The organism is Lysinibacillus sp. FSL K6-1151, from assembly GCF_038630755.1.
Lineage (GTDB): Bacteria > Bacillota > Bacilli > Bacillales_A > Planococcaceae > Lysinibacillus > Lysinibacillus fusiformis_D.
Genome location: NZ_CP152040.1, coordinates 3,746,223 through 3,769,626, shown reverse-complemented (window position 1 = coordinate 3,769,626; position 23,404 = coordinate 3,746,223). Strand labels below are relative to the sequence as shown.

Below are 23,404 nucleotides of genomic sequence, written 5' to 3'. Positions count from 1 at the left end.
ATTTAAAATTCCGTATATATAAATGGTCCAGCGTTCATATCATGGAAACCATGTATAAGAAACAGCAGTACCAAAACGATCAAATAAAATAGCGTCAAGGCAATAAAGCGCAAAGGCTCGTTATTTTTGATGGATTGCATTTGTCCACCTCCAATGAAAAAAGTATAGGATTAAATTTTCAAAAAATAGTAATTTACTAGTGAAAAATCCTTACCTTATGTTTTTAACACTGATTTGACGGAATGTGGAGAAAAATGTTGCTGAATTAAGGTGAATTCAGTAAATCATAAGATTAATTTAAGGTAAATTTAAGGTTATGGGGGAAAGTGTAGATTTTACAAACTATTGGTTGGTCTTTTTATGTAAAAAAAGCACGAACATAAGGGAATAATCTCAACTTATGTTCGCGCTATTGTTTTTATTTCACGGCATTCAAAACTTTTTTTGATACATAAAATTCAGAGCCATTATAGATATTTATTGTGTCAAATGTATGGGTCTTTACAGTGTTTGTTGAAGTTTGCTCATACAGCATTGTGTTTTTATTGACTGGGATTTTCACCATCACATCTGCCTTTTGTGCAATAAATGTTGGGTTTTCTTTATCGGATAAGTCAATTTTTGTTGTAAAGCCTTTTTCCGTAAATGCCTTTGTTGCTGGCACATATAAATCATTTGTAAGTGTATTTAAGTCAAAGCCCATGAATTGCGCCATTGTATGAGCTAAATCAGTGTTTTCTACTAGCCCTGTCAGCTTAGATGGACCGAATGAATATAAAAACACATCCTCACCGGTATGACCACCTGTCGTATAGCCAATGTTCGCACGATTTGCCAGCATTTTGACCATTTCACTGCCTAAGTCTTTAGAAAGTTTTAGTTTAGTCAATTCAGTCTTTGTTAATTGATCTAAGCCATAAAGGGCAGCCACTTCTTTTAAATTAGAACGGTCTTCTTTTAATTGACTTAATGCTCCCTCAACGGTCATGGACGCTTTTTTCAACGGATCAATGTAAGCAGAGACTGGAATACTGGAGTAGGTATTAGTCGTGTTGGCATTCCCCATCGTAATCCCGCTATTTCCATGGTCTGTTACGGCAATAACTAATGTATTGCCATCTTCCTTCGCAAAATTAACCGCTTCTTTTACAGCATCATCAAACGATAAAATATCGCTAATGATACCGATTGTATCGTTGGCATGTGCTGCCCAGTCGACCTTGCTACCTTCAACAAAGAGGAAGAAGCCGTCCTCATCCTTTTTTAGCGTATTGATTGCCTTGTTCGTCATTTCAGCAAGCGTAGGCTCGGATGCTCTTGTTTTAGCGCGATCTAAATCATAGGCAAGTGCACTTGGTGCAAAGCTTCCCCAAATTTTTGAAGACTGACTTTTGAATAGTTCATCACGTGTTTGAACTAAATCATAATTTTTTTCTTTCAGAACCTGGATTAAATCCTCGCCATCTTGACGGGCATTTTTTGTAGTTCCTGGTGACAGCGACTCTAAGCCACCACCTAAAACGACGTCAATATTTTGGTAAACTTGCTGTTCAGCAATATCACCATATTGACTTCTATTGTTAACATGCGCTGAAAAACCAGCTGGCGTTGCATGTTGAATTTCAGAAGTAGAAATCAGTCCAGTCGCCTTGCCCTTTTGTTTAGCTCCTTCTAGCACATTGGCTACAGGTCGGAAGGCATCTTGTTGAGAAATTTGTGCTAAACCAGGGGAATTAATCACGGATGGTAAAACGCCTACATATTTATCATTCGATTTATGACCAGTTGCTAAAGCCGTAGCAGCAGGCGCAGAATCTGTAATGGCTGATTCAGCAGAATACGTGCGCATAGCACCAGATAAAATCTCATCCATTGCTAAGCCCTCACCCTTATACCAACGAGAAAGGGTAACCGCATTATTACTGCTCCCATCCATTACAAGCATAATGACATTTGTCGGTTTCTTTACTTCGGCTGCTTCTACCTCTTGTTGTGGGATACTAACTGCGGATAACGTTACAGCACTTGCTAAAAACAATGAAGTCCATTTTTTTGCGTATTTCATGATTTTCCTCCTTTAAATGATTTCAATTGTAAGTGTAAAGGAAGGGTGTAAAGCTACTGTTAAATATTTGTTAATAAAATATGGTAATACTGTAAATGAAGAGATAAGAATGGAAGGAATCTGTGCGTTTATCACATGGATTCGATTGAGGCAGTATAAACTTTGGTGATGCTGTGAGCCGTCTAATTTAAGAACTTCATCCTCGATTAATACTTCTTCAACCGTTTAAATTTCAATTTTTGTTAAATAGCCAGCATTGTCATAGTCACTACAATAAATGGAGTCTTTGCATAAGCATAATTGGCACTAGTCGCAGCAAATAAATATCAGTAGTCCATAAATGACTTAACTTAGTTTTTCATCATGAAAGATGATACCAATGACCATTAACACTAACTTGCCAAATACACTTAACTTCTGCGCATTTAAAATCATTTGGTTCAACAGTGGGTTTGCTTAGTTTGAAAGCCGTAGCTAATGATGCCGCCAATAGGTAATTTTCATTGCCGATTAGTTCACTAAATATATGTTGCCTCAGAAGTATGTAAAAATGCTTTGGAGGCAACTTTTTATTACCGTGTATAGTACAAGTTCTATTAAATGGCAAGCCGTCACCATGCCATAGTTCAATTATTAATAAACAATGGCATGAAGCAATCTATATAGATATTTCCCTTTTTAGCTTATAAACAGGCGATAAATAGAAATATTTTTAGATTTTTCAGTTAATTCCAGTGTGAATCGATAAAAATATTGATATAGTTTTAGATAAAGAGAGTTCAAACGAAATATAACATATTAAACTAGTAGATTATCAAATCGAACAAAAATATCATTTTGTTAAAATAGATAAAAATGATTTTTTATAGAAAAAAGAGGTTTAAAGTAGAAAAATAATTTTATTTGATTTCACTATTTGAAATATAATGCATTTCAAGGAGAAGAGAAGTTGTTATGATACTGATAATAAATTAAAGGGGGGTGCTATAAATGGATACAAAATTACTTAGACAAACATTTGGAAAATTTCCTACAGGTGTGACGGTCGTTACTTGGTTTGATGGTGTGGGGATTAATGGGATTACAGTGAACTCATTTACTTCAGTTTCGTTAGAGCCTGCTCTAGCACTAGTATCTATTGATAAAAAAGCAAATGCGTTATCTCAAATGAAAAACAATGCATTTACAATTAATATTTTATCAGATCAACAGGAGTCTATAGCATGGCAGTTTGCAGGACGTAAGCAAGAAGGGCTTGAAATTACATGGATTAAAGATGGTATAGCTCCAAAAATTGAAGATGTTTGTGCTTTTATCGAATGTAAGCCATGGAAAGAAGTGGATGCGGGAGACCATGTTTTATTTATAGGAGAAATCCTTAATTTTGGACGCACTAATAGTGAAGCGCTTACATTTTTTGAAGGCAAGATGGGCTCGACAAAACAGTTCATACAACAATAGTTATTTAGTAGAGGGGATTATTAATTATGGGAATTAGAACAGGGCAACAATTTATGGATGCATTAAAGTCAAGAAACCCAGAAGTATGGCTAAATGGTCGTTTAGTAGAGAGTGTTTACGATGAACCCTATTTTCAACAACCAATTAAAGAAATTGCAAAGTTATATGATTTACAACATGATCCAAAATATCAAGAAGATTTAACGCATGTATGTGATGAAACAGGGGAGCGTGTAGCCACTTCATTCCTTTTTGCAAAATCCTACGAAGATATTATGAAACGTAGTAAAGCTTTTGAAGTAGTAGCTCGCCAAACTTTTGGCTTGATGGGGAGAACACCAGATTTTTTAAATACAGTGGTAACTTCTTTAGCACAAAATTCTTGGTTCTTGGCGAAATACAACCAAGATTGGGCTAAGAACATTGAAGCTTATTATCGCTATATACGAGATAATGATGTGTTCTTAACTCATGCCATTGTGAATCCACAAAATGACCGAAGTAAAGCATCACATGAACAGACAGATAAGTTTACGCACTTAGGTGTAGTAGAAGAACGTCCTGATGGATTAGTTGTCCGCGGAGCAAAAATGCTAGCAACATTAGCGGCGTTTACGGATGAAGTCATTATCTATTCATACCCAGGATTTGTACCAGGAGACGAGCGTTATGCATTAGCTTTTGCTGTACCGATTGATGTGAAAGGGTTAAAAATTATTTGTCGTGAACCCGTTCAAGATGGTACACGTTCAACATTCGATCATCCACTGGCTTCCCGCTATGAGGAAATGGATGCACTACTCATTTTTGAAGATGTATTAGTACCATGGGATCGTGTGTTTTTATATAACAACGTTGAGGCTGCGAACTTGCTGTATCCAATGACAGGTATTGCTGAACAGCCCGCACATCAGTCAGGGGTTAGAGGATACATTAAACTGGCATTTGCTGTAGAGGTAGCTTGTAAGGTTGCTGATTCGATTGGTGTAGATCAATATTTAAATGTGCAACGTGATCTCGGCGAATTAGTGCAATATGTAGAAGTCATTCGTGCATTGATTCGAACAGCGGAGCATGAATTTACGGTAACAGAGCATGGTGAAGCGCGATTAAATCCAGATGCTTTAGAGACCATTCGCGGCATGATGCCAGAAATATATCCGAGAGCCATTGAAGTCATGCAAACAATTGGTGCAGGCGGTTTGCTAATGATGCCAACTGAAGCTGATTTCTTAAATCCAGAGCTTCGTCCAAGCATTGATCGTCATTATGGTGGACGAGAAGGTGTAGATGCAGAACTAAGAATGAAAATCTTTAAGCTAGCCTGGGATTTATGTGGTGAAGGGTTTGGTATGAGAGCGCTTCAATACGAACGCTATTATACAGGAGATCCAATACGGAAACGTGCTATTTACTACAATAAATTTAAGAAACGGTACTCCTTTGATTTAGTTGAATCCATTCTTGCGAAAGAAGATGTAGGCGAGAAACAAACAGTATAAATTGAACTTGGAGGTGAAGCATTTGATTTCATCGGTAAAAAAAATCTCACGCATTATCGATTTATTTTTGGATGGCGAACCATCTTTAAGTAATAAAGAAATCGCAGAAAAGCTAAATTTACCTCCGAGTTCAGTCCATCATTTCTTAAAAACAATGTGTCAAGAAAGTATTCTCTTGCAAGGCAGTGATAAGCGTTACCGATTAGGCTGGAAAATTCTTGAGTGGAGTAACAAAGTTATGTATTACCAAGAAATTAATTTTGAAGCAGGCCCTATAATAAGTAATTTGGTTGCGCGTTTTAAAGGTACTTCACATATTGGGATGTTTGATAATGGGGAAGTTCGATTTGTATACAAGGCTATGTCTCCACATGCGGATATAGTACCAACATTTGTCGGTATGACTCGTTATCCTGCTTATTCAACAAGCATTGGGAAAGTATTATTAACGTATAATCCAGCATTTATGTTGCCGATGTTGGAAAAAGGCATGTTTAAGCAAACTGCCAATACTATCACCTCTGTAGATGATTTGAAAAAGGAGCTTGAAGTAGTTTATAAAAACGGCTATGCCATTAGCGATCAGGAAAATGCGTCCAATACTTATGGGGTTGCAGCACCTATTAAAACCTATAATGGTCAAGTTGTAGCAGCCCTTAACTTAGTAGGTGAAAAAAGTTATATGAACGGTAAGGATAAACAGGCAATTGTTCGTGAGGTAATTCGTTCAGCAGAACTAATTTCGAGACAACTAGGCTATATGACAATAAATTATTAAATTTAAAATTAGGAGGAATTCAATTATGTCCAATTCAACGCAAGTAAGTAAATTACAAGCCCGTTCTCAAAACATTTTTAAAATCATTGAGGAGAACAAGCATTTACTAAAACCGCCAGTGAATAATAAAGTGCTATGGGAAGACTCTGAGTTTTTAATTATGTTGCTTGGTGGCCCTAATGCTCGTCGTGAATTCCATGTTGACCCATCAGATGAACTATTCTATCAAATTAAAGGTTCTTGTTTTGTAGAGGTTATTAATGATGAAGGTAAACGTGAAGTAATTGAAGTGAAGGAAGGCGAAATGTTTATGCTACCAGCAAACGTCCCTCATTCACCACACCGCGTTGCAGACACATATGGAATTGTCGTGGAGAGAAAACGTAAAGAAGGCGAGTTAGAGGATTTAGTATGGCTATGCAGTGAATGTGACCATGAATTGTATCGTCTACGCGTACAAGTAACAAACATTGGGAAACAAATCTCAGATGGTATTGATTACTTCAACGCTTCTAAAGATTTACGTCAATGTGATAGTTGTGGACATGTAATGCCTGAGACTGTAAGTGAATGGCAATGAGAATCGATTTTCATACACATATTTATCCGAGAGATTTACCGAATTTTGCTAGTAAGTATGATAATGATAAGTGGCCTGTCCTAGAGCAAAAATGTTCTTGTGGAGCGGATATTATGGTAAGTGGTGAAGTATTTAGGGAAGTGACCAATCAAGTGTGGGACACAAAAAAACGCATTGAGGATATGGATCATGAGGGTGTAGATATGCAGGTTATTTCACCCGTACCTGTCACATTTTCTTATTGGGCACCTATTGAACAAGCGGTAGAGCTTGCACAATTCCAAAATAACTTTATTGCAGATGTTGTTAAAGCACATCCAGATCGTTTTATCGGCCTAGGAACTGTACCGTTGCAAGATGCAAAAGCGGCTGTTGTGGAGTTAAAACGGTGCAAAGAAATAGGTCTAGCCGGAATTGAAATTGGCACTAATATCAATGGAGAAAATTTGGACAGCGAGTATTTACTGCCATTTTTTGAAGCGGCAGAACAATATGAAATGCCGCTCTTTATTCATCCTTGGGAAACCTTAGCACAAGAGAGAACACCAAGACATAACTTTTTATATACAATTGGCATGCCGAGTGAAACAGCTTTAGCGGCAGCGAGCTTGGTGTGGAGTGGTGTAATGGAAAAGTGTCCGAATTTAAAGGTTTGTTTTGCCCATGGTGGCGGATCATTCCCTTATATTCTTCCACGTCTAGACCAAGGTTGGGATGTTTGGCCAAGCCTTAGACGTACAAAATATCCTCCAAGCCACTACACGAAAAATTTTTACTTTGATTCATTAGTATATGAATCACAAAATCTACATTACTTAATTGAACGTTTTGGCCATGAGAAAATTATGATGGGATCAGACTATCCATTTTTACTAAGAGAAATTAACCCTGGAAAAATCATAGATGAAACCTTGGACTTATCAGAAGAAGTACGTAAAGCCATTCTAGGTGAAAACGCTATGTCATTTTTAAATGTAGAAAGGAGCAGGGTTCTAAATGGTAAATCAAGTGAAAACGCCTGAAGAACGCTTGCAAGAGCTTGGAATAGAACTTGCTGAGCCAAGGGAAGCAGTTGGAAATTACGTTGGTTGTGTACGAACAGGTAATTTAATTTTTACATCAGGTCAAGGTGTCGATCAGTATCATGGCAAATTAGGTGAAGATTTAACAGTAAATGATGGCTATGCAGCTTGTCGCCAATCGATGATTAACCTGTTATCTGTATTGAAATCTGAATTAGGTGATTTATCGAAGGTGAAGCGTATTGTAAAAATTTTAGGAATGGTCAATTCTACGCCTGATTTTACACAACAGCCAAAAGTTATGAATGGTGCATCAGATTTATTAGTGGATGTTTTTGGAGAACGAGGAAAACATGCCCGTTCAGCAGTTGGGATGGCCCAACTTCCTAATAATACAGCCATTGAAATAGAAATGGTTGTTGAAATTTCAGAATAATCAAAAAGCGACTTTGAGAAAAAGGTAAAACACTCTTTTTCTTAAAGTCGCTCCATAATTGAGGGAGTGAAAAGTGATGCAACATGCAACGTTTAAAACGAAAAGTATTAATTGTCGTAATTTCATAAACGGTGAATTCATTGACGCTATAGATGGGAAAGTGTTTGAAAATATAAATCCTGCTACAGAAGAAGTCATTGGATGGGTAGCAGAAGCGACTAGGGAAGAAGTCGATGCAGCAGTACAATCTGCAAAAGCTGCTTTGAAAGGACCGTGGGGAAAATTCACTGTCAAAGAGCGCTCTCTACTGTTACGACGTATTGGCGACCTCATTTTAGAAAATGTTGAAGAACTTGCTGCTTTAGAAACGATAGATACAGGCAAACCGTATCATTTAGCGATAGAAATGGATATTAAACGTGCAGCACATAATTTCCACTTCTTTGCGGATTACGTTACTTCACTTGGCAATGAATCTTATAACCAAGACAATATGGCACTTCATTATTCAGTGACACGACCAGTAGGTGTCGTGGCTATGATTAATCCTTGGAATTTACCATTACTACTTTTAACTTGGAAATTAGCCCCTTGCTTAGCAGCAGGTAGTACTGCTGTCATGAAACCGGCGGAGCTTACACCAATGACAGCTACTCGCTTGGTTGAATTATGTCAAGAAGCGGGGATACCAGATGGTGTTGTAAATTTAGTTCACGGTTTTGGTGGGAATTCAGCAGGTGCTTTTCTATCAGAACACCCTGATGTAGATGCTATTACATTTACAGGGGAAACTAAAACAGGCACTACTATTATGAAGGCTGCTGCCCCTACATTGAAAAAAGTTTCATTTGAATTAGGGGGCAAAAATCCTACTATTATTTTTAAAGATTCGGACCTAGATGAAGTTCTTGCAACAACGTTAAAATCAAGCTTTACAAACCAAGGGCAAGTGTGTCTCTGTGGTTCTCGTATATATGTAGAACGTGATATTTATAAAGAATTTGTGGAGAAATTTGTAGCTCGTACAAAAGAATTAAAAATTGGAGATCCATTTGATGCAACGACAGATATCGGCTCTGTCGTAGGGAAAGAGCATTATGAAAAAGTAATGGGTTACATTCAAATTGCCAGAGAAGAGGGTGGCAATATTCTTACAGGCGGTGGTCGCCCAGCTACTATCGATAAAGGCTACTATATTGAGCCAACAATTATTACCGATTTAACGGATCAGGACCGTTGTGTACGCGAAGAAATTTTTGGCCCAGTTGTTACAGTATTACCTTTTGATACAGAAGACGACGTGATTTCCCGTGCAAATGATACAAATTACGGCTTAGGTGCAACTATTTGGACAAATGATTTAAGACGTGCACATCGTGTTGCAGGTCAAATTGAGTCAGGCATCGTTTGGGTAAATACATGGTATTTAAGAGATCTTCGAACACCATTTGGTGGGATGAAACATAGCGGAATCGGGCGTGAAGGTGGCGCACACAGCTTTGAATTCTACTGCGAGGTCTCAAACGTAACAATTAAATTATAACTTGGGGGGAAAGCATGGTAGTGAATCTAATTGAATGGTCTAACAAATTATTAGAAGCAGAAAGAACACGCATTGGCATTGAGCCGATTACTCAATCAGCTAAAGATATTTCATTGAAAGATGCTTACTCCATTCAACTTGAAATCGTTAATAGGAAGTTACTGAACGGCCATAAAATTACAGGTAAAAAAATTGGTTTGACATCTTTAGCAATGCAAAATCTATTAAACGTGGATGAACCAGATTATGGGCATCTTTTATCGAATATGGAAATTACAGAAGGAAAAACCGAGCGATCAAGTTATTTAAAGCCGAAAGTCGAAGGCGAAATTGCGTTTGTACTGAAGTCTCCTTTAAAGGGACCTAATGTCACTGTTAAGGAGGTACTTGAAGCAACAGATTATATTGTAGCTAGTCTTGAAATCGTAGATAGTCGCATTGCCAATTGGCAAATAAAATTGCTCGATACCATTGCAGATAATGCTTCCTCTGCAAAATACGTACTAGGTCAAGTGAAACGTGAGGTCTTCAATGTTGACTTACCAGCAATCGAAATGCAGCTTTATAAAAATGGAGCGTTTATGAATGAAGGAAAGGGAGAAGATGTTTTAGGCAATCCAGCAAGTTGTGTCGCTTGGCTTGTAAACCGTCTAGCAGATTTCGATATTGGTGTTGAAGCAGGAGAAGTTATATTATCAGGTGCTTTATCGGCAGCATTGGATGCTGAACAAGGTGATAAGTTCACAGCCGACTTCGGTGAACTATTAGGTACAGTCGAACTAGAGTTTGTGTAAAGGGAGGAAGCTACCATGACAAAAATGAAAGTGGGCATTATTGGTTCAGGTAATATTGGTACGGATTTAATGATGAAAATTCAAAGATCTCCGTACTTAGAGATGTCAGTACTTATTGGCATTGATCCTGAATCAGATGGCTTAAGACGTGCACAAGAGGCAGGTTTTCAGACGATTTCCAATGGGATTGAAGGATTTCTAGAGCAACCACATTTGGCGGATATTTTATTTGATGCAACATCAGCAAAGGCACATATTGCTCATGTGAAAGCTTTACAAGGTTTAAACAAAAGACTAATAGATTTAACGCCAGCCGCTGTAGGTCCATTTGTTGTACCGACGGTGAATTTGACAGAGCATATGGAAAAGCCTGTTGTAAACATGATTACGTGTGGAGGTCAGGCGACGATACCAATCATCTACGCCATTAGCCGTGTACAAAGTGTTGATTACGCTGAAATTGTTGCAACAATTGCTTCGAAAAGTGCAGGTCCAGGAACACGAGCTAATATCGATGAATTTACAGAAACAACATCCAATGCAATTGAGCTGATTGGCGGTGCAAAAAAAGGAAAGGCAATTATTATTTTAAACCCAGCAGAGCCACCTTTATTGATGCGTGATACGGTGTTATGTCTCCTTGAAGAAGAAGCGAATACGGAAGAGATTATTAAATCCGTAAAAAATATGGTCGCAAAAGTAAATGAATATGTACCAGGTTATCGCTTGAAGCTAGATCCGATTGTAGATGGAAAGAAAGTTACCGTATTTATTGAAGTAGAGGGATTGGGAGATTATTTACCAATCTATGCTGGAAATTTGGATATTATGACGGCCGCTGGATTGAAGGTGGCTGAAGAAATGGCAAAAACAATGAGCGTTAGGGAGGTGGAAGTGCGATGAGTCAAATCTATTTAACAGAGGTTGCACTTCGTGATGGTAGCCATGTGGTTGCCCATCAATTTTCTTCTGAGCAAGTTCGTTATGTAACGAAGCAATTAAGTGAAGCCGGTGTACCGTATATTGAAGTCACGCATGGAGATGGTTTAGGAGGCTCGTCCCTTCAATATGGTTTTTCTAAAGAGCATGATATTGCGTTAATTAGAGCGGCAGCAGAAGTTGCTGGAGATTCTAAAATAACAGTTTTGCTTATTCCTGGAATTGGCACAATACATCATTTGAAAGAGGCTTATGAGGCAGGTGCTCGAGTTGTTCGTGTTGCTACACATGTAACGGAGGCAGATGTATCAAAGCAACATATTGAAACAGCAAAAGCACTAGGGATGGAGGCATTTGGGTTTTTAATGATGTCACATTCTGCATCACCTGAAAAAGTATTAGAGCAGGCGTTGTTAATGGAATCATATGGGGCTGATGCCGTGTATGTTACGGACTCAGCAGGAGCTATGCTACCGGCTGATGTACAGAATCGTATTCGTTTATTACGTGCTCATTTAAACATTGAGATTGGTTTTCATGCGCATAATAATTTGTCTCTGGCTGTTGCCAATACACTTGTAGCGATTCAAGAAGGTGCTACACGTATCGATGGCAGTATTTGTTGTTTAGGTGCAGGTGCAGGCAATACACAAACTGAGGTATTGGTCGCTGTATTAAATCGCATGGGTATTGAAACAGGTATAGATTTATACCAAATACTCGATTTGGCTGACTATGTTCGTGCCAATATTTTGCCACATCCACAAGATATTACGACAGGTAGTTTAGTAATGGGCTATGCAGGCGTATATTCGAGCTTTTTACGTCATGCCAATATAGCTGCTGAAAAAGTGGGTGTTGATGCTAGAGATATTTTAGTAGAGTTAGGCAAATTAAATGTTGTAGGTGGACAAGAGGATACGATCATTGAAGTAGCACAAAAAATTGCACAACAGAAAGTGGGGAGTGCATAGTGTCTTTATTTGAATATGCTGAGCGGGTGGCGGAAGCACAAGCAACAAAAGAGGCAGTTGAAAAGATTACTAACTCAAAACCAAATTTGACAGTAGAAGAAGCCTATGAGATTCAAAAAATTAGTATGGAAAAAACGATGACAGCTGACAATCGGTTTATCGGTTGGAAAATGGGCCTAACGAGTATTGCTAAACAGCAACAAGTAGGGGTGGATTCCCCAATTTATGGGCGTTTAACCTCACAAATGAATCTTAGGACAAATGAAATTATAGCTGCTGAATATATTCATCCACGTGTGGAAGCAGAGGTAGCCTTTGTTTTTAAAAAAGAGCTACAAGGTGCGGATTTAACACCATTAGAAGTATGGGATGCGATTGAAAACGTATTTCTAGCACTTGAAGTCATTGACAGTCGCTATAAAAACTTTTCATTTACTTTACCTGATGTAATAGCTGATAATGCTTCTTCATCGAAAATTTGGCTGAGTGCGCAAGCATTTTCACCTTATACATGTGATTGGGCTTCTATAGAAGTCATTTTGAAACAAAATAGAGAAGAGAAACTACATGGTACAGGAGCTGCGGTACTTGGTCATCCCATTTATTCGGTCATTGAATTATTAGCGATGTTAGCAAAAGAAGGTAGAGGTATTTTGCCTGGTCAACTCGTTTTAACAGGTGGCATAACAGATGCAATTCCAGTAAAAGCTGGTGATGAAATAGAAGCAGACTATGGGACACTTGGCAAGCTAACATTAGTTGTGAAGTAGCGGGGACTAAATATGCCAATTGTTCAAATTCAGTTATTAGAAGGACGGTCTGTGGAGCAAAAGAAAAAAATTATACAAGAAGTTACAACTACCATTGTTCAAACGGCACGAGTTCCAATTGATAGTGTAAGAGTTATTTTAATAGAAGTGCCACCCGTTCATTGGGGAATTAGTGGAAAGACGAAGGCGGAGCCATAACCAATGCAACATATTAAATCAAAAATAGAGGGGATATTTTATGATAAAAAAACCGCTAAAGTTTATGCTAGTTAGTTGTTTATTCGCACTTTTATTCGTTTTGGCAGCTTGTGGTAACTCAAACACAACAAATGAAACAGATGCAAAGACGGACAATAAATCAGCTGTGTCAGCAACTAGTTCGGATGAAGATATTCCAAAGAAGAAATTTAAGCTTGCCCATATTACATCAACAGATCATATGTGGCATAAAGCTGCTGAAAAATTTAATGAAGAATTAAAGGCACGCTCAGATGGCAAAATGGAGCTTGAAATTTACCCTGCAAGTCAATTAGGGACTGAAGCGGATATGGCACAACAAGTAGAGGCAGGCTCGATAGACTTTGCTTTTATTACAGCCGCTTTTTTAAGTACGCGTACACCTGAGATGGCCGCGTGGTTCGCACCATACATGTTTGAAAATTTACAAGAAGCTTCAGATGCAAGTCATACTGATATTGCACGTGAGATTTTAGGAGAAATAGAAGGAACGGGCTTAAAAGGGTTAGATTATCTATTCGCTGGTCAACGTACGATGGTATTGAAATCAAAAGAAGTTAAAAAGGCTTCGGATTTAGCAGGTTTAAAAATGCGAGTAACACCAAGTCCGCCGCTCCAAAAATTTTATAAAGATGCGGGAGCTGCACCAGAAGGATTACCATTACCAGAAGTATATTCAGCATTACAAACAGGCGTTATTGACGGAATGGATATGGACTTAGATGCGACAATCACAAATAAATACTCCGAAGTAGCCAAATATGTAGCTGTAACAAATCACATGGTATGGCCATCAATTGTCGTAGCAAATGAGGGAATGTTTGATGGATTATCTGAAAATGCTCAAAAAATCATTATTGATTCCTTACAAGCAACAATAGCTTATGCAGTAGAAACACGAACTGGACAAGAAGAAGAATTCAAAAAAGAACTTGCCAGTCAAGGAGTGACTGTTTATGAGTTAGGGGCAGATGTATTTAAAGAGCAAATCGAAGCATTTGACGCCGAGTATAGTGCAAAATCTGCTTTAATTAAACAGTTTATTAATGAATTCCGTAAGTAAATGGGGGAATGGCTAGATGGCGAAAATTAGTCAAGTTATTACTAAAATCGAAGAACTACTGATGATCATTTTAATGGCTGCGCTTGCTATCTTAATGATATTTGCGGTTATTTTTCGTTATTTCTTTAAAGATCCCATCCCTTGGGCTGGTGAAGTTTCGATTTTCTTATTAATATGGACTTCGTTTATTGGAGGAAGCTGGGGTCTGAAATATGGTACTCAGGCTTCAGTTACATTTTTATATGATGCTGTATCTAAGCGTAGTAAAAGGATTTTTAAAATTGTTCAGGATTGCATGATGATTGCGTTCTTATTTATATTAATCTATTACGCTTACAAATGGATGATGAATCCTGCCATGTTGCTACAAAAATCGAGCTCCTTACAATTACCAATGTGGATTCCTTATAGTGCAGTATTTATAGGATTAATTTTTGCAGCAATTCATCTTCTTTCACATTTAATTGACACACTTAAAAATAGAGAAGGAGAAAATACATGACTTATATTGTACTCGTTATTTTCTTTCTTTTACTTATCATTGGTATTCCCATCTCAATGGTGCTTGGTATTACGACAGTTATTTATTTCATCTTAAATGGTCAGGTGACATTATTAGATTCTACACCATTACGTATGTATTCAGGGCTTGAAAATTTTGGCCTATTAGCGATTCCGTTATTCATGTTAATGGGTGAAATTATGAATGAGGGCGGTATTACAACGAGGCTTGTTCAATTTGCTCGTGTCCTTTTTGGGCATTTTAGGGGAGGGCTGGCCTATGTGACAGTTATTGCTAATATGTTTTTAGCATCGATTCTAGGTTCAGCAAATGCTCAAGCTGCAATGATGAGTAAAGTAATGGTACCGCAAATGGAGAAGGAAGGCTATAAACGTGAATTCGCAGCGTCTATAACATTAGCATCTTCTATTATCGCACCTATTATTCCACCAAGTATGATTTTCATTATTTACGGTACGTTATCAAGTACATCTGTTGGCGCTCTATTTATGGCTGGGATTCTCCCAGGGATTATTTATGGTCTTGTTTTTATTTTAGTTATTTCTTATATGGGCTATAAACAACAATTCCCGAAAAGTGAACGGGCTTCGTGGGCAGATATTCGAAGCAAGTCATTAAAAGTAATCCCAGCACTATTAATACCCATTACAATTGTTGTAGGTATTCTAACAGGTGTATTTACAGCAACAGAATCTGCTGCTATCGCTTGTTTACTAGCAGTAATTGTCGGTTTATTTGTCTATAGAGAGTTAAATATCAAAAAGCTCCCTAAAATGCTAATCAATACGGTGACAAATACAGCTACAGTAACATATTTAATTATTATGGCCAATATTTTTGGATGGATGATTGCCTTTGAACGAATTCCACAATTGTTAGTAGAAAATATGTTAAACATTACAGAAAGTCCATGGGTATTCTTATTATTAGTGAATTTAGCATTGTTACTAATCGGCATGATACTAGATGGAATTGCCGCATTAATTATTCTAGTACCTGTCATGATGCCACTCGTAATAGCATTTAATATTGACCCGGTGCATTTTGGAGTCATCATTTGTATTAACTTAACGTTAGGCTTATTAACACCGCCAGTAGGGACAGGACTTTTCATCGTATCATCGATGGCAAAAGTGAAGTTTGAAACGCTAGTAAAGAGTGTTTTTCCTTTTATTGTTATTTCCTTTATCGTGCTACTATTCCTAACATATATTCCAGACCTTGTATTATTCGTACCAAGATGGTTGGGGATGTAGGGAGTAGCAGGTACGTTAATTAGGAGAATATTAGGTTATCTTATGGTTGCTTTTATAGTCAATTAATATATGATACTACATTTTTTTAGTTATTTGTGGAGGAGGATGCACGACTTCTGCTTGCCCTGAAAACGAGCATCCCGTAGCGGAAACCAACCACAACTTTAATAGTAATAGTTAAAGTAGGCTAATCACAACACACTTGAAAGATTGACCACTGTATTAGGTGGAAATGAATTGGCTCATCGAGCGTAAAAGGTGGTTTTGATGGATTATGCAACAGATGAAACGTATTGCAATGTGGATCATCATTGCTCAATTTTTAACTGCCTTTGTTGGGAGAAGCATTAGTCCTCTAATGTTCTATATTAGTGCAGACTTATCATTGAATAAAGGGCAGTTAGGATTTCTTCCAACTGCTCTTTTTATTGGTCAATTTATAGCAACATTGCTAGTTGGCTATTTAGCAGATCGATTGAGTACCCGTAAAATAATGGTTTGCTTAATGATTATTGTTGGAACAGGCTTTTTAAGCTTTGCTTGGATAGACAATTATACGTTGGCCTTAGTATTTGTTGTATTAGCAGGGATGGGTTATGGAGGAATGCATCCTGTTACAAATCGTTTCCTTATGAACATACTTCCAGTAAATCAAGTTTCATTGCTAATGGGGTTAAAACAGATGTCTATTACACTAGGTTCAGCAGGCTCGAGTGTTGTCCTGATTCCATTAGTAGCTTTCATTGGTTGGCGTTATACATTGTCTGTAGCGGCAGTAGTATTATTATTGTTTAGTTTCATAATGCCTTTTGTATTAAAAACAAAAGAAGATTCACAAACTGAGATAGCTACTAAATTGCCTTTACGTCAGCAGTTACGCATTTTCCTTCATTCAAAATGGCTCTTTTTTACGAATAGCTCTGCATTCATCTTAATGGGTATTCAAATGACATTTAACACCTACATTATATTATTTTTGTATGAAATAAAGGACTGGCCCATTTATAGTGCTGGCATATGCTTGGCTATTGCTGAAATTAGTGGGGCAAGTGGGCGAGTGTTGTGGGGGATTATTAGTGATAAATTTTTTAATAAAAATCGATGGGCTGTATTATTAATCATTACTATACTAAGCGCAAATGGGATAATCCTTATGTATTTTACCTATTCCACCTTTTTTATAGTGATGTGTATAGCAATTATAGGTTTTTCTCTTGCGGGCTTTAATGGTATATGGATGACGCTAGCTGTTGAAAGTGTAGAAAAATCGATGAGTGGTTTTGCAAGTGGGTTTAGTATAATGGTGGCATCCATAGGTGTATTTTTAATTCCACCGGTTTTTGGTTCACTTGTGGAATATTGGGGTTATTTGGTAGGGGGGATTTTTTTAATTAGTCTATTTGCCTGCTGTGCCATATTCATGGTAATAGCACTATTTACTGTCAAGAAAGTCCAACCATCATAGCTGATAGTCACCACGTTGAATACAGTACCACAAGAGCATGTATACTAACTGCGACCTCAGGAAGAATTTTTCTAGAATGAACGCTAGCCCTAATCATACGAGGAAATTGATAAAATTCAAGATTCTAGTAAATTTTCAATAGAGCTTGTAAATGATTTCATCATGAAAGTTGTCACATAATCCACTTTTTGTTATACTAAAAGGTGTTGTGATGTTTCAAAGTTCGGGAGGTGCAGTGAATGCATACAGTAGTATTAGTTTCATTAGTTATCGTATCATTAGCGTTGATCGTTGTGGTATTACTTCAATCTAGTAAAAGTGCAGGCTTATCAGGTGCCATCTCGGGTGGAGCTGAGCAACTATTTGGAAAGCAAAAAGCACGTGGTATGGATTTAATCCTTCACCGTGCAACAATTGTGTTAGCTATACTATTTTTCATTTTAGCAGTTGCTATTACAAAAATCTAATAGTTGAAGATATATCGCCTAACCAAATTGGTTGGGCGTTTTCTTTTATTAAAACTAAATGGTAAATTCTCTCTCCATAGCAAAAATTGAATTGTAATTTACAATCCAGCTTGTTATTCGCTAGACATAATCGAGATGGCTATAATGGGTATAGTATGGATGAGTGTTTTAGGATGAAGGAGTGCTTACAATGAACAAATCATTATCACAGCCATTTTTCTTTCAAGCAGGATCACGTGCTGTATTATTATTACACGGCTTTACTGGTAGCTCTGCAGATGTACGAATGCTTGGTAGATTTTTAGAGAAAAAAGGGTATACTACTTTGGCACCTCACTATAAAGGTCACGGTGTGGAACCAGAAGAACTAATCACAACAGGTCCAGCAGACTGGTGGCAGGATGTCGTTGCCGCCTACAAACAGTTACAGGATGCTGGCTATCAAGAAATTGCTGTCGCTGGTCTTTCATTAGGCGGTGTGATGGCACTAAACGTGGCATTAAATAATCCTGTTAAAGGAATTGTCACAATGTGCGCCCCTATGACAATGCGTACAACAGACGTTATGTTTGAGGGTGTCTTGAAATATGCAAGGGATTATAAAAAATTCTTAGGAAAACAAGATGAGCAAATTGAAGCAGAAGTAGCACTCATTGCTGAAAAAGGGATGCCATCTCTACAGGAGCTTCGTGAATTTATTGCCCGTACACGACAAGAAATTGACATGATTTATGCGCCTATTTTTGTCATACAAGCTACAAATGATGAAGTAATAGAGACAGAATCTGCCAACATTATATATAATCAAACTGAGTCACTTGAAAAGCATATCAAGTGGTATGAAAACTCAAAACATGTTATTACATTGGATCAAGAAAAAGATCAATTACATGAAGATATTTATCGCTTTTTAGAAAGCCTAAATTGGGCACAATAATTATAAATAGGATTTTCTCATGAAGGAGGGAATATGTATGAAAGACCAAAAAGATACACTACAAAGTCGTTTACTCGATTTTTTCAGCAAAGATGATTATAAACCATTAACTGTCGGTGAAATCGAGGATGAATTCGGTTTTGAGGATGCTGAGGAGTTCAAGGAGCTTGTCAAAACCCTTGTCCGTATGGAAGGGCAAGGCTTAGTTGTGCGTTCTCGCTCCAATCGTTATGGCCTACCAGAGCGTATGAATTTGCTAAGAGGTAAATTTATCGGACATGCGAAGGGCTTCGGTTTTGTGACACCTGATGTCGAGGGCATGGATGATGTATTCATTCCACCGCATGAAATTAATGGTGCGATTAATGGAGACATCGTTTTAATTCGTGTCTTAAAAGAATCATTTGGGGACCGACGAGAAGGGACTGTCACAAAGGTCGTCGAGCGCGGTCAAACAAGCTTTGTCGGCACATTCCAGGCTAATCGAGGCTTTGGCTTTGTTGTCTTAGACGATAAAAAGCTACCGATGGATATCTTTATCGCAAAGGGAGACACATTAGGGGCTGTTGACGGTCATAAGGTTGTTGTTGAGGTTGCGACATGGCCAGAGGATTTAAAATCCGCAACAGGCTATATTACCAAAATTTTAGGGCATAAAAATGATCCAGGTGTGGATATTTTATCGATCTTATATAAGCACGACATTCCACCTGAATTCCCAGACGAAGTCATCGCAGCTGCTCAACGCGTACCAGATGAAATTACAGAGGCAGATTTAGTAGGTCGTCGTGATTTGCGACATGAAACGATCGTAACCATTGATGGTGCAGATGCAAAAGACTTGGATGATGCGGTAACCGTAACGAAAAATGTAGATGGTACTTACAAGCTTGGCGTACATATTGCAGACGTTAGTTATTATGTTACGCAAGGCTCTGTCATTGACATCGAAGCTTATGACCGTGCAACAAGTGTTTATTTAACAGACCGTGTAATCCCTATGATTCCACATCGTCTATCAAATGGTATTTGTTCATTAAATCCACAGGTTGACCGTTTAACACTATCTTGTGAAATGATTATTGATGGAAATGGTAATGTCATTTCACACGAAATTTTCCAAAGTGTCATTAAAACGACAGAGCGTATGACATATAAGGACGTTTACATGATTTTAGAGGAGCAGGATGAGGCACTAATCGAACGCTACGAGCCACTTGTGCCAATGTTTAAAAATATGGCTGAGCTATCAGGTATTTTACGTCGTAAACGTGAAACACGAGGAGCGATTGACTTTGACTTTAAAGAATCCAAAGTCCTTGTCAATGACGAAGGTTGGCCAGTTGATATTGAATTACGTGAACGTACAGTAGCGGAGAAGCTAATTGAGGATTTCATGCTTGCTGCCAATGAAACAGTTGCAGAGCACTTCCACTGGATGAATGTACCGTTCCTATACCGTATTCATGAAGATCCAAAGCCTGAAAAGCTCCAACGCTTCTTTGAATTTGTTACGAACTTCGGTATTTTAATTAAAGGTACTGGTAATACAGTGCATCCGAAGGCACTGCAAGATGTTTTGAAAGCCATTGATGGTATGCCAGAGGAGCCCGTTATTTCAACAATGCTACTACGCTCGATGCAACAGGCAAAATATTATCCTGAAAGCCTTGGTCACTTTGGCTTATCAACGGATTTCTATACACACTTCACATCACCAATTCGTCGTTATCCAGACTTAATCGTACATCGTTTAATTCGTACGTATATAATTAATAAGGATACTTCTAGAGAAACGATTGCACAGTGGAGTATGGCAATGGATGAAATTGCTGACCATACTTCTGAGCGTGAACGTCGTGCTGTTGATGCCGAACGTGATACGGACGCTCTGAAAAAAGCACAGTACATGTCTGATAAAATTGGCGAGGAATTCGAAGGGATCGTTTCATCTATTACAAACTTCGGTATTTTCGTGGAGCTGCCAAACACAATCGAAGGGCTTGTTCACATCAGTAATATGACAGATGATTACTATCGCTTCGATGATCGTCAAATGATTATGATCGGTGAACGAACAAATCGTCAATTCCGTATTGGTGATGAAGTGACAGTCCGTGTTGCCAATGTCATTATTGAGGAGTCATCCATTGACTTTGAAATCGTTGGAATGGTAACTTCATATGGACGAACACGTAAAGCAGCTCCTACTGTCATCCACGCACGTAAAAATTATAGTGATAACAAGGGTGGACGCAGTCAACGAAGTACACGCAGCGACGAAGAAAAAGGCGGACGTGGTGGCAACCGTAGAGGCGGTCGCCAAGAGGATGACCGTGGAAGTCGTAGCGCCAAGCAAGGTGAACGTCGTGAAAGCGACCGTGACCCGCGTGGTCGCCGCAAAGATGACTCAAGCCCAGGTCCTAAAAAACGCGTGAAACAAAAGCAAAAGTTTTACGAGGGCATTGCAAAGAAAAACAAAAAGAAAAAATCAAAACGTAAATAAGCATTAGCGAAAGTGTCCTAAGTAAGGATACTTTCGCTAATGCTCAACCTTTAAGTAGAGGGTGAAGAATATGGCAAAAGGTTCTGGAAAAGTATTAGCACAAAACAAAAAAGCTGGACATGATTACTTTATTGAGGAAACAATCGAAGCAGGTATGGTCCTAACCGGCACAGAAATCAAATCCATCCGTGCAGGCAAGGCCCAACTAAAGGACTCCTATGTCCGAATCACCAATGGCGAAGCATGGATTAGCAACATGCATGTCAGCCCCTTCGATCAAGGCAACCGTTTCAATCACGACCCACTGCGCGCCCGCAAGCTGCTGCTCCATAAAAAGCAAATCGGCGAGCTAGTCGGTGCCGTAAAACGTGACGGTTACACAATTGTTCCATTGAAAATGTACATCAAAGACGGCTATGCCAAGCTTTTAATCGGCATCGGCAAAGGGAAAAAAGACTACGATAAACGTAACGACATGCGCAAAAAAGAAGCCAAACGCGAAATGGAACGTACCTTCAAATCAAAAAATCAATATTAATAGATTTCGAGAAAGCTCACCTTGTTGTTGGTGAGTTTTTTTAGGTGTTGTGTGTGGTGCGGTGGTAGTGAGTGGCGAGGCGGATAGCACGGCGAAAGCGATGGATAGAGATTGAAATGTGGTGGATAGAACAACAAAAGTGATGGATAGAAAGCCCAATCTAGCGGATATACTAGGTATTTAAGCCAATTTTTTATACAATAGCGGGATACTTGAACTATCGCTAGTTTTGTTTTATAATATGTATTACTGATTGCCAGATTTCATGGAAGCGTACTTTAAGCTCCCACCGTACTAGAAGCAATTCTAGCTCTTTGTTTGAACGAAGCCCAACCGCTTCGATTCATATATCAAGGGGACGTTACGGATTCGACAGGGATGGTTCAAGCTTTAGTCGCGCGTCGGAGGGCTCGGCTCCGTCATCAACGACAGTTATATAATAACTGGCAAACAACAAAACTTAGCTTTCGCAGCGTAAGCTCGTAAGCGCTCTGCCTCTCTATCGCCCATGTAGAGAACGTGGGGCCCAACTTTAGTGGGATACGGTCGATGGTACCACCTGAGTCATCGGCAAGAGATTTCCAGGTTAGCGTACAGGACGCCTGTTTGTCGGCATAATGTTACGTGAATCCTAAATAGGCAAACTACACGCGTAGAAGCTGAAGTATTGGAGTCTTTGGACGCGGGTTCGACTCCCGCCGTCTCCATACATATATTTTCTAGAGTTGTCTAGAGTGGTTGTGTGACGTAAAGCATAAAATTTCCGTTTGGAAACTTTATGCTTTATTTTATTTTTGGAAGTTTTATGCTTGATTTTGAAAACTATACCGCAATCGGGCGCCCTCCTCGATAAAGGAAAGTGTTTTTTCATTAGGGGACCATGTGCTTGTAGAGAAGCTGATAAGGAACTAAGAAGATTGAGTTAAAACCCTGTAATATACTGCAGGATTTTTATTTTGAAGTGAAAATAGTGCCAATATTGCAATTATCTTATTCTGTTGTTTATTTACCAAAAAGGCTTTAAGATTTAGTTATTTTCTTGTTATTGATGATAGGTTTTTATGACTATTTATATCCATAATTTACTATTGAAAATAGCTAGTTTAGCATCACCTTAAAAGTGATTGTCTGTCTATAATAGATAATGTTTCAAAAATCACAATTATTAGGAGGAAACTAATTGCTAAAGAAAATTTTCATTCAATTGATTGTTTTGGCAATGTTCTTTCCCTTTATTCCTATTGGGAATTTTGCAAGTGTGGCTGCCAAAGAATCTCCCAAAACAAATACGAAAGGAAATGAAAAAACTGAAGTAGTAGGAGAATGGACGCAAACTTCTAAAACGTTTAACAATTCTGATGGTACTTATACAACTGAAATATAGGTAGCCCAGGTGAAATTCTATTTGATTATCTCGATCGAAGAGATGCAAAACGTAAAAATGGTTATTTCAATGGTTGGTAGAATAGATAAGATTACTACAGTAAAAAGAAGGGGAAATATAGGCGTTCTCTAACCTATAATTCAATTTTTAATGATAAAATTTCT

Annotated in this window: 23 protein-coding genes and 1 other RNA gene; 22 read left to right on the top strand and 2 right to left on the bottom strand. The window is 38.2% G+C overall.

Annotated features, from left to right (window positions below; translation table 11 throughout):
- Positions 1-2: 2 nt before the first annotated feature.
- Entirely contained in the window at positions 3-140 is a 138-nt protein-coding gene (locus MHI04_RS18175; protein WP_036121175.1) for a teichoic acid D-Ala incorporation-associated protein DltX, read from the bottom strand.
- Positions 141-418: 278 nt separating this feature from the next.
- Entirely contained in the window at positions 419-2,065 is a 1,647-nt protein-coding gene (locus tag MHI04_RS18170; RefSeq protein WP_271910890.1) for an alkaline phosphatase, read from the bottom strand.
- 990 nt (positions 2,066-3,055) lie between these two features.
- Here MHI04_RS18170 and MHI04_RS18165 point away from each other — a divergent pair.
- From MHI04_RS18165 to MHI04_RS18060, 22 genes are all read left to right on the top strand, one after another.
- On the top strand, positions 3,056-3,526 hold the full coding sequence (locus MHI04_RS18165; protein WP_036121167.1) for a flavin reductase family protein: 471 nt from the start codon (positions 3,056-3,058) through the stop codon (positions 3,524-3,526).
- A gap of 26 nt (positions 3,527-3,552) precedes the next feature.
- Positions 3,553-5,028 (top strand): 4-hydroxyphenylacetate 3-hydroxylase N-terminal domain-containing protein, encoded by a 1,476-nt coding sequence (locus tag MHI04_RS18160; protein ID WP_036121163.1) that lies wholly within the window; start codon positions 3,553-3,555, stop codon positions 5,026-5,028.
- Positions 5,029-5,050: 22 nt separating this feature from the next.
- The gene (locus MHI04_RS18155) at positions 5,051-5,806 is read left to right on the top strand and encodes an IclR family transcriptional regulator (RefSeq protein WP_036121159.1); all 756 of its coding nucleotides are present in this window, start codon (positions 5,051-5,053) and stop codon (positions 5,804-5,806) included.
- Positions 5,807-5,831: 25 nt separating this feature from the next.
- Positions 5,832-6,386: a 3-hydroxyanthranilate 3,4-dioxygenase gene (locus MHI04_RS18150; RefSeq protein ID WP_036121155.1), complete on the top strand. Its 555-nt coding sequence runs from the start codon at positions 5,832-5,834 to the stop codon at positions 6,384-6,386.
- Complete coding sequence (locus tag MHI04_RS18145) at positions 6,377-7,408, top strand: amidohydrolase family protein (RefSeq protein ID WP_036121153.1); 1,032 nt, start codon at positions 6,377-6,379, stop codon at positions 7,406-7,408. The genes MHI04_RS18150 and MHI04_RS18145 overlap by 10 nt, the downstream gene beginning before the upstream one ends.
- The gene (locus MHI04_RS18140; protein WP_036121150.1) at positions 7,383-7,844 is read left to right on the top strand and encodes a RidA family protein; all 462 of its coding nucleotides are present in this window, start codon (positions 7,383-7,385) and stop codon (positions 7,842-7,844) included. Before MHI04_RS18145 ends, MHI04_RS18140 begins: the two co-directional genes overlap by 26 nt.
- Positions 7,845-7,920: 76 nt before the next feature.
- Positions 7,921-9,387 carry an aldehyde dehydrogenase gene (locus tag MHI04_RS18135; RefSeq protein WP_058844375.1) on the top strand — a complete coding sequence of 489 codons (1,467 nt, stop codon included), beginning with the start codon at positions 7,921-7,923 and terminating at the stop codon, positions 9,385-9,387.
- A 14-nt stretch (positions 9,388-9,401) separates the two neighbouring features.
- Positions 9,402-10,181 carry a fumarylacetoacetate hydrolase family protein gene (locus tag MHI04_RS18130; RefSeq protein WP_271910888.1) on the top strand — a complete coding sequence of 260 codons (780 nt, stop codon included), beginning with the start codon at positions 9,402-9,404 and terminating at the stop codon, positions 10,179-10,181.
- 15 nt (positions 10,182-10,196) lie between these two features.
- Entirely contained in the window at positions 10,197-11,084 is an 888-nt protein-coding gene (locus tag MHI04_RS18125) for an acetaldehyde dehydrogenase (acetylating) (RefSeq protein ID WP_036116775.1), read from the top strand.
- The gene (gene dmpG, locus MHI04_RS18120) at positions 11,081-12,094 is read left to right on the top strand and encodes a 4-hydroxy-2-oxovalerate aldolase (RefSeq protein WP_036116773.1); all 1,014 of its coding nucleotides are present in this window, start codon (positions 11,081-11,083) and stop codon (positions 12,092-12,094) included. The genes MHI04_RS18125 and dmpG overlap by 4 nt, the downstream gene beginning before the upstream one ends.
- On the top strand, positions 12,094-12,864 hold the full coding sequence (locus tag MHI04_RS18115) for a fumarylacetoacetate hydrolase family protein (protein WP_342535075.1): 771 nt from the start codon (positions 12,094-12,096) through the stop codon (positions 12,862-12,864). Before dmpG ends, MHI04_RS18115 begins: the two co-directional genes overlap by 1 nt.
- A gap of 12 nt (positions 12,865-12,876) precedes the next feature.
- Entirely contained in the window at positions 12,877-13,062 is a 186-nt protein-coding gene (locus tag MHI04_RS18110; RefSeq protein ID WP_036116769.1) for a 2-hydroxymuconate tautomerase, read from the top strand.
- 40 nt (positions 13,063-13,102) lie between these two features.
- Positions 13,103-14,164 (top strand): TRAP transporter substrate-binding protein, encoded by a 1,062-nt coding sequence (locus tag MHI04_RS18105; protein ID WP_271910885.1) that lies wholly within the window; start codon positions 13,103-13,105, stop codon positions 14,162-14,164.
- A gap of 16 nt (positions 14,165-14,180) precedes the next feature.
- Positions 14,181-14,666: a TRAP transporter small permease gene (locus MHI04_RS18100; RefSeq protein WP_036116766.1), complete on the top strand. Its 486-nt coding sequence runs from the start codon at positions 14,181-14,183 to the stop codon at positions 14,664-14,666.
- Positions 14,663-15,943, top strand: a complete 1,281-nt coding sequence (locus MHI04_RS18095) for a TRAP transporter large permease (protein ID WP_036116764.1) — start codon at positions 14,663-14,665, stop codon at positions 15,941-15,943. Before MHI04_RS18100 ends, MHI04_RS18095 begins: the two co-directional genes overlap by 4 nt.
- A gap of 274 nt (positions 15,944-16,217) precedes the next feature.
- Positions 16,218-17,408 carry an MFS transporter gene (locus MHI04_RS18090; protein ID WP_342535074.1) on the top strand — a complete coding sequence of 397 codons (1,191 nt, stop codon included), beginning with the start codon at positions 16,218-16,220 and terminating at the stop codon, positions 17,406-17,408.
- 239 nt (positions 17,409-17,647) lie between these two features.
- On the top strand, positions 17,648-17,875 hold the full coding sequence (gene secG / locus MHI04_RS18085) for a preprotein translocase subunit SecG (RefSeq protein ID WP_036116760.1): 228 nt from the start codon (positions 17,648-17,650) through the stop codon (positions 17,873-17,875).
- 190 nt (positions 17,876-18,065) lie between these two features.
- Complete coding sequence (locus tag MHI04_RS18080; RefSeq protein WP_340812058.1) at positions 18,066-18,812, top strand: carboxylesterase; 747 nt, start codon at positions 18,066-18,068, stop codon at positions 18,810-18,812.
- Positions 18,813-18,849: 37 nt separating this feature from the next.
- Positions 18,850-21,318, top strand: coding sequence for a ribonuclease R (gene rnr, locus MHI04_RS18075; RefSeq protein WP_338651843.1), 2,469 nt, complete (start codon positions 18,850-18,852; stop codon positions 21,316-21,318).
- Positions 21,319-21,388: 70 nt separating this feature from the next.
- A complete protein-coding gene (gene smpB / locus MHI04_RS18070; RefSeq protein WP_271910881.1) occupies positions 21,389-21,856 on the top strand; it encodes an SsrA-binding protein SmpB in 468 nt (155 codons plus the stop codon).
- 354 nt (positions 21,857-22,210) lie between these two features.
- Positions 22,211-22,566, top strand: a transfer-messenger RNA (tmRNA) gene (gene ssrA, locus MHI04_RS18065).
- Positions 22,567-23,036: 470 nt separating this feature from the next.
- Positions 23,037-23,240 (top strand): hypothetical protein, encoded by a 204-nt coding sequence (locus MHI04_RS18060; RefSeq protein ID WP_342535073.1) that lies wholly within the window; start codon positions 23,037-23,039, stop codon positions 23,238-23,240.
- Positions 23,241-23,404 lie beyond the last annotated feature (164 nt).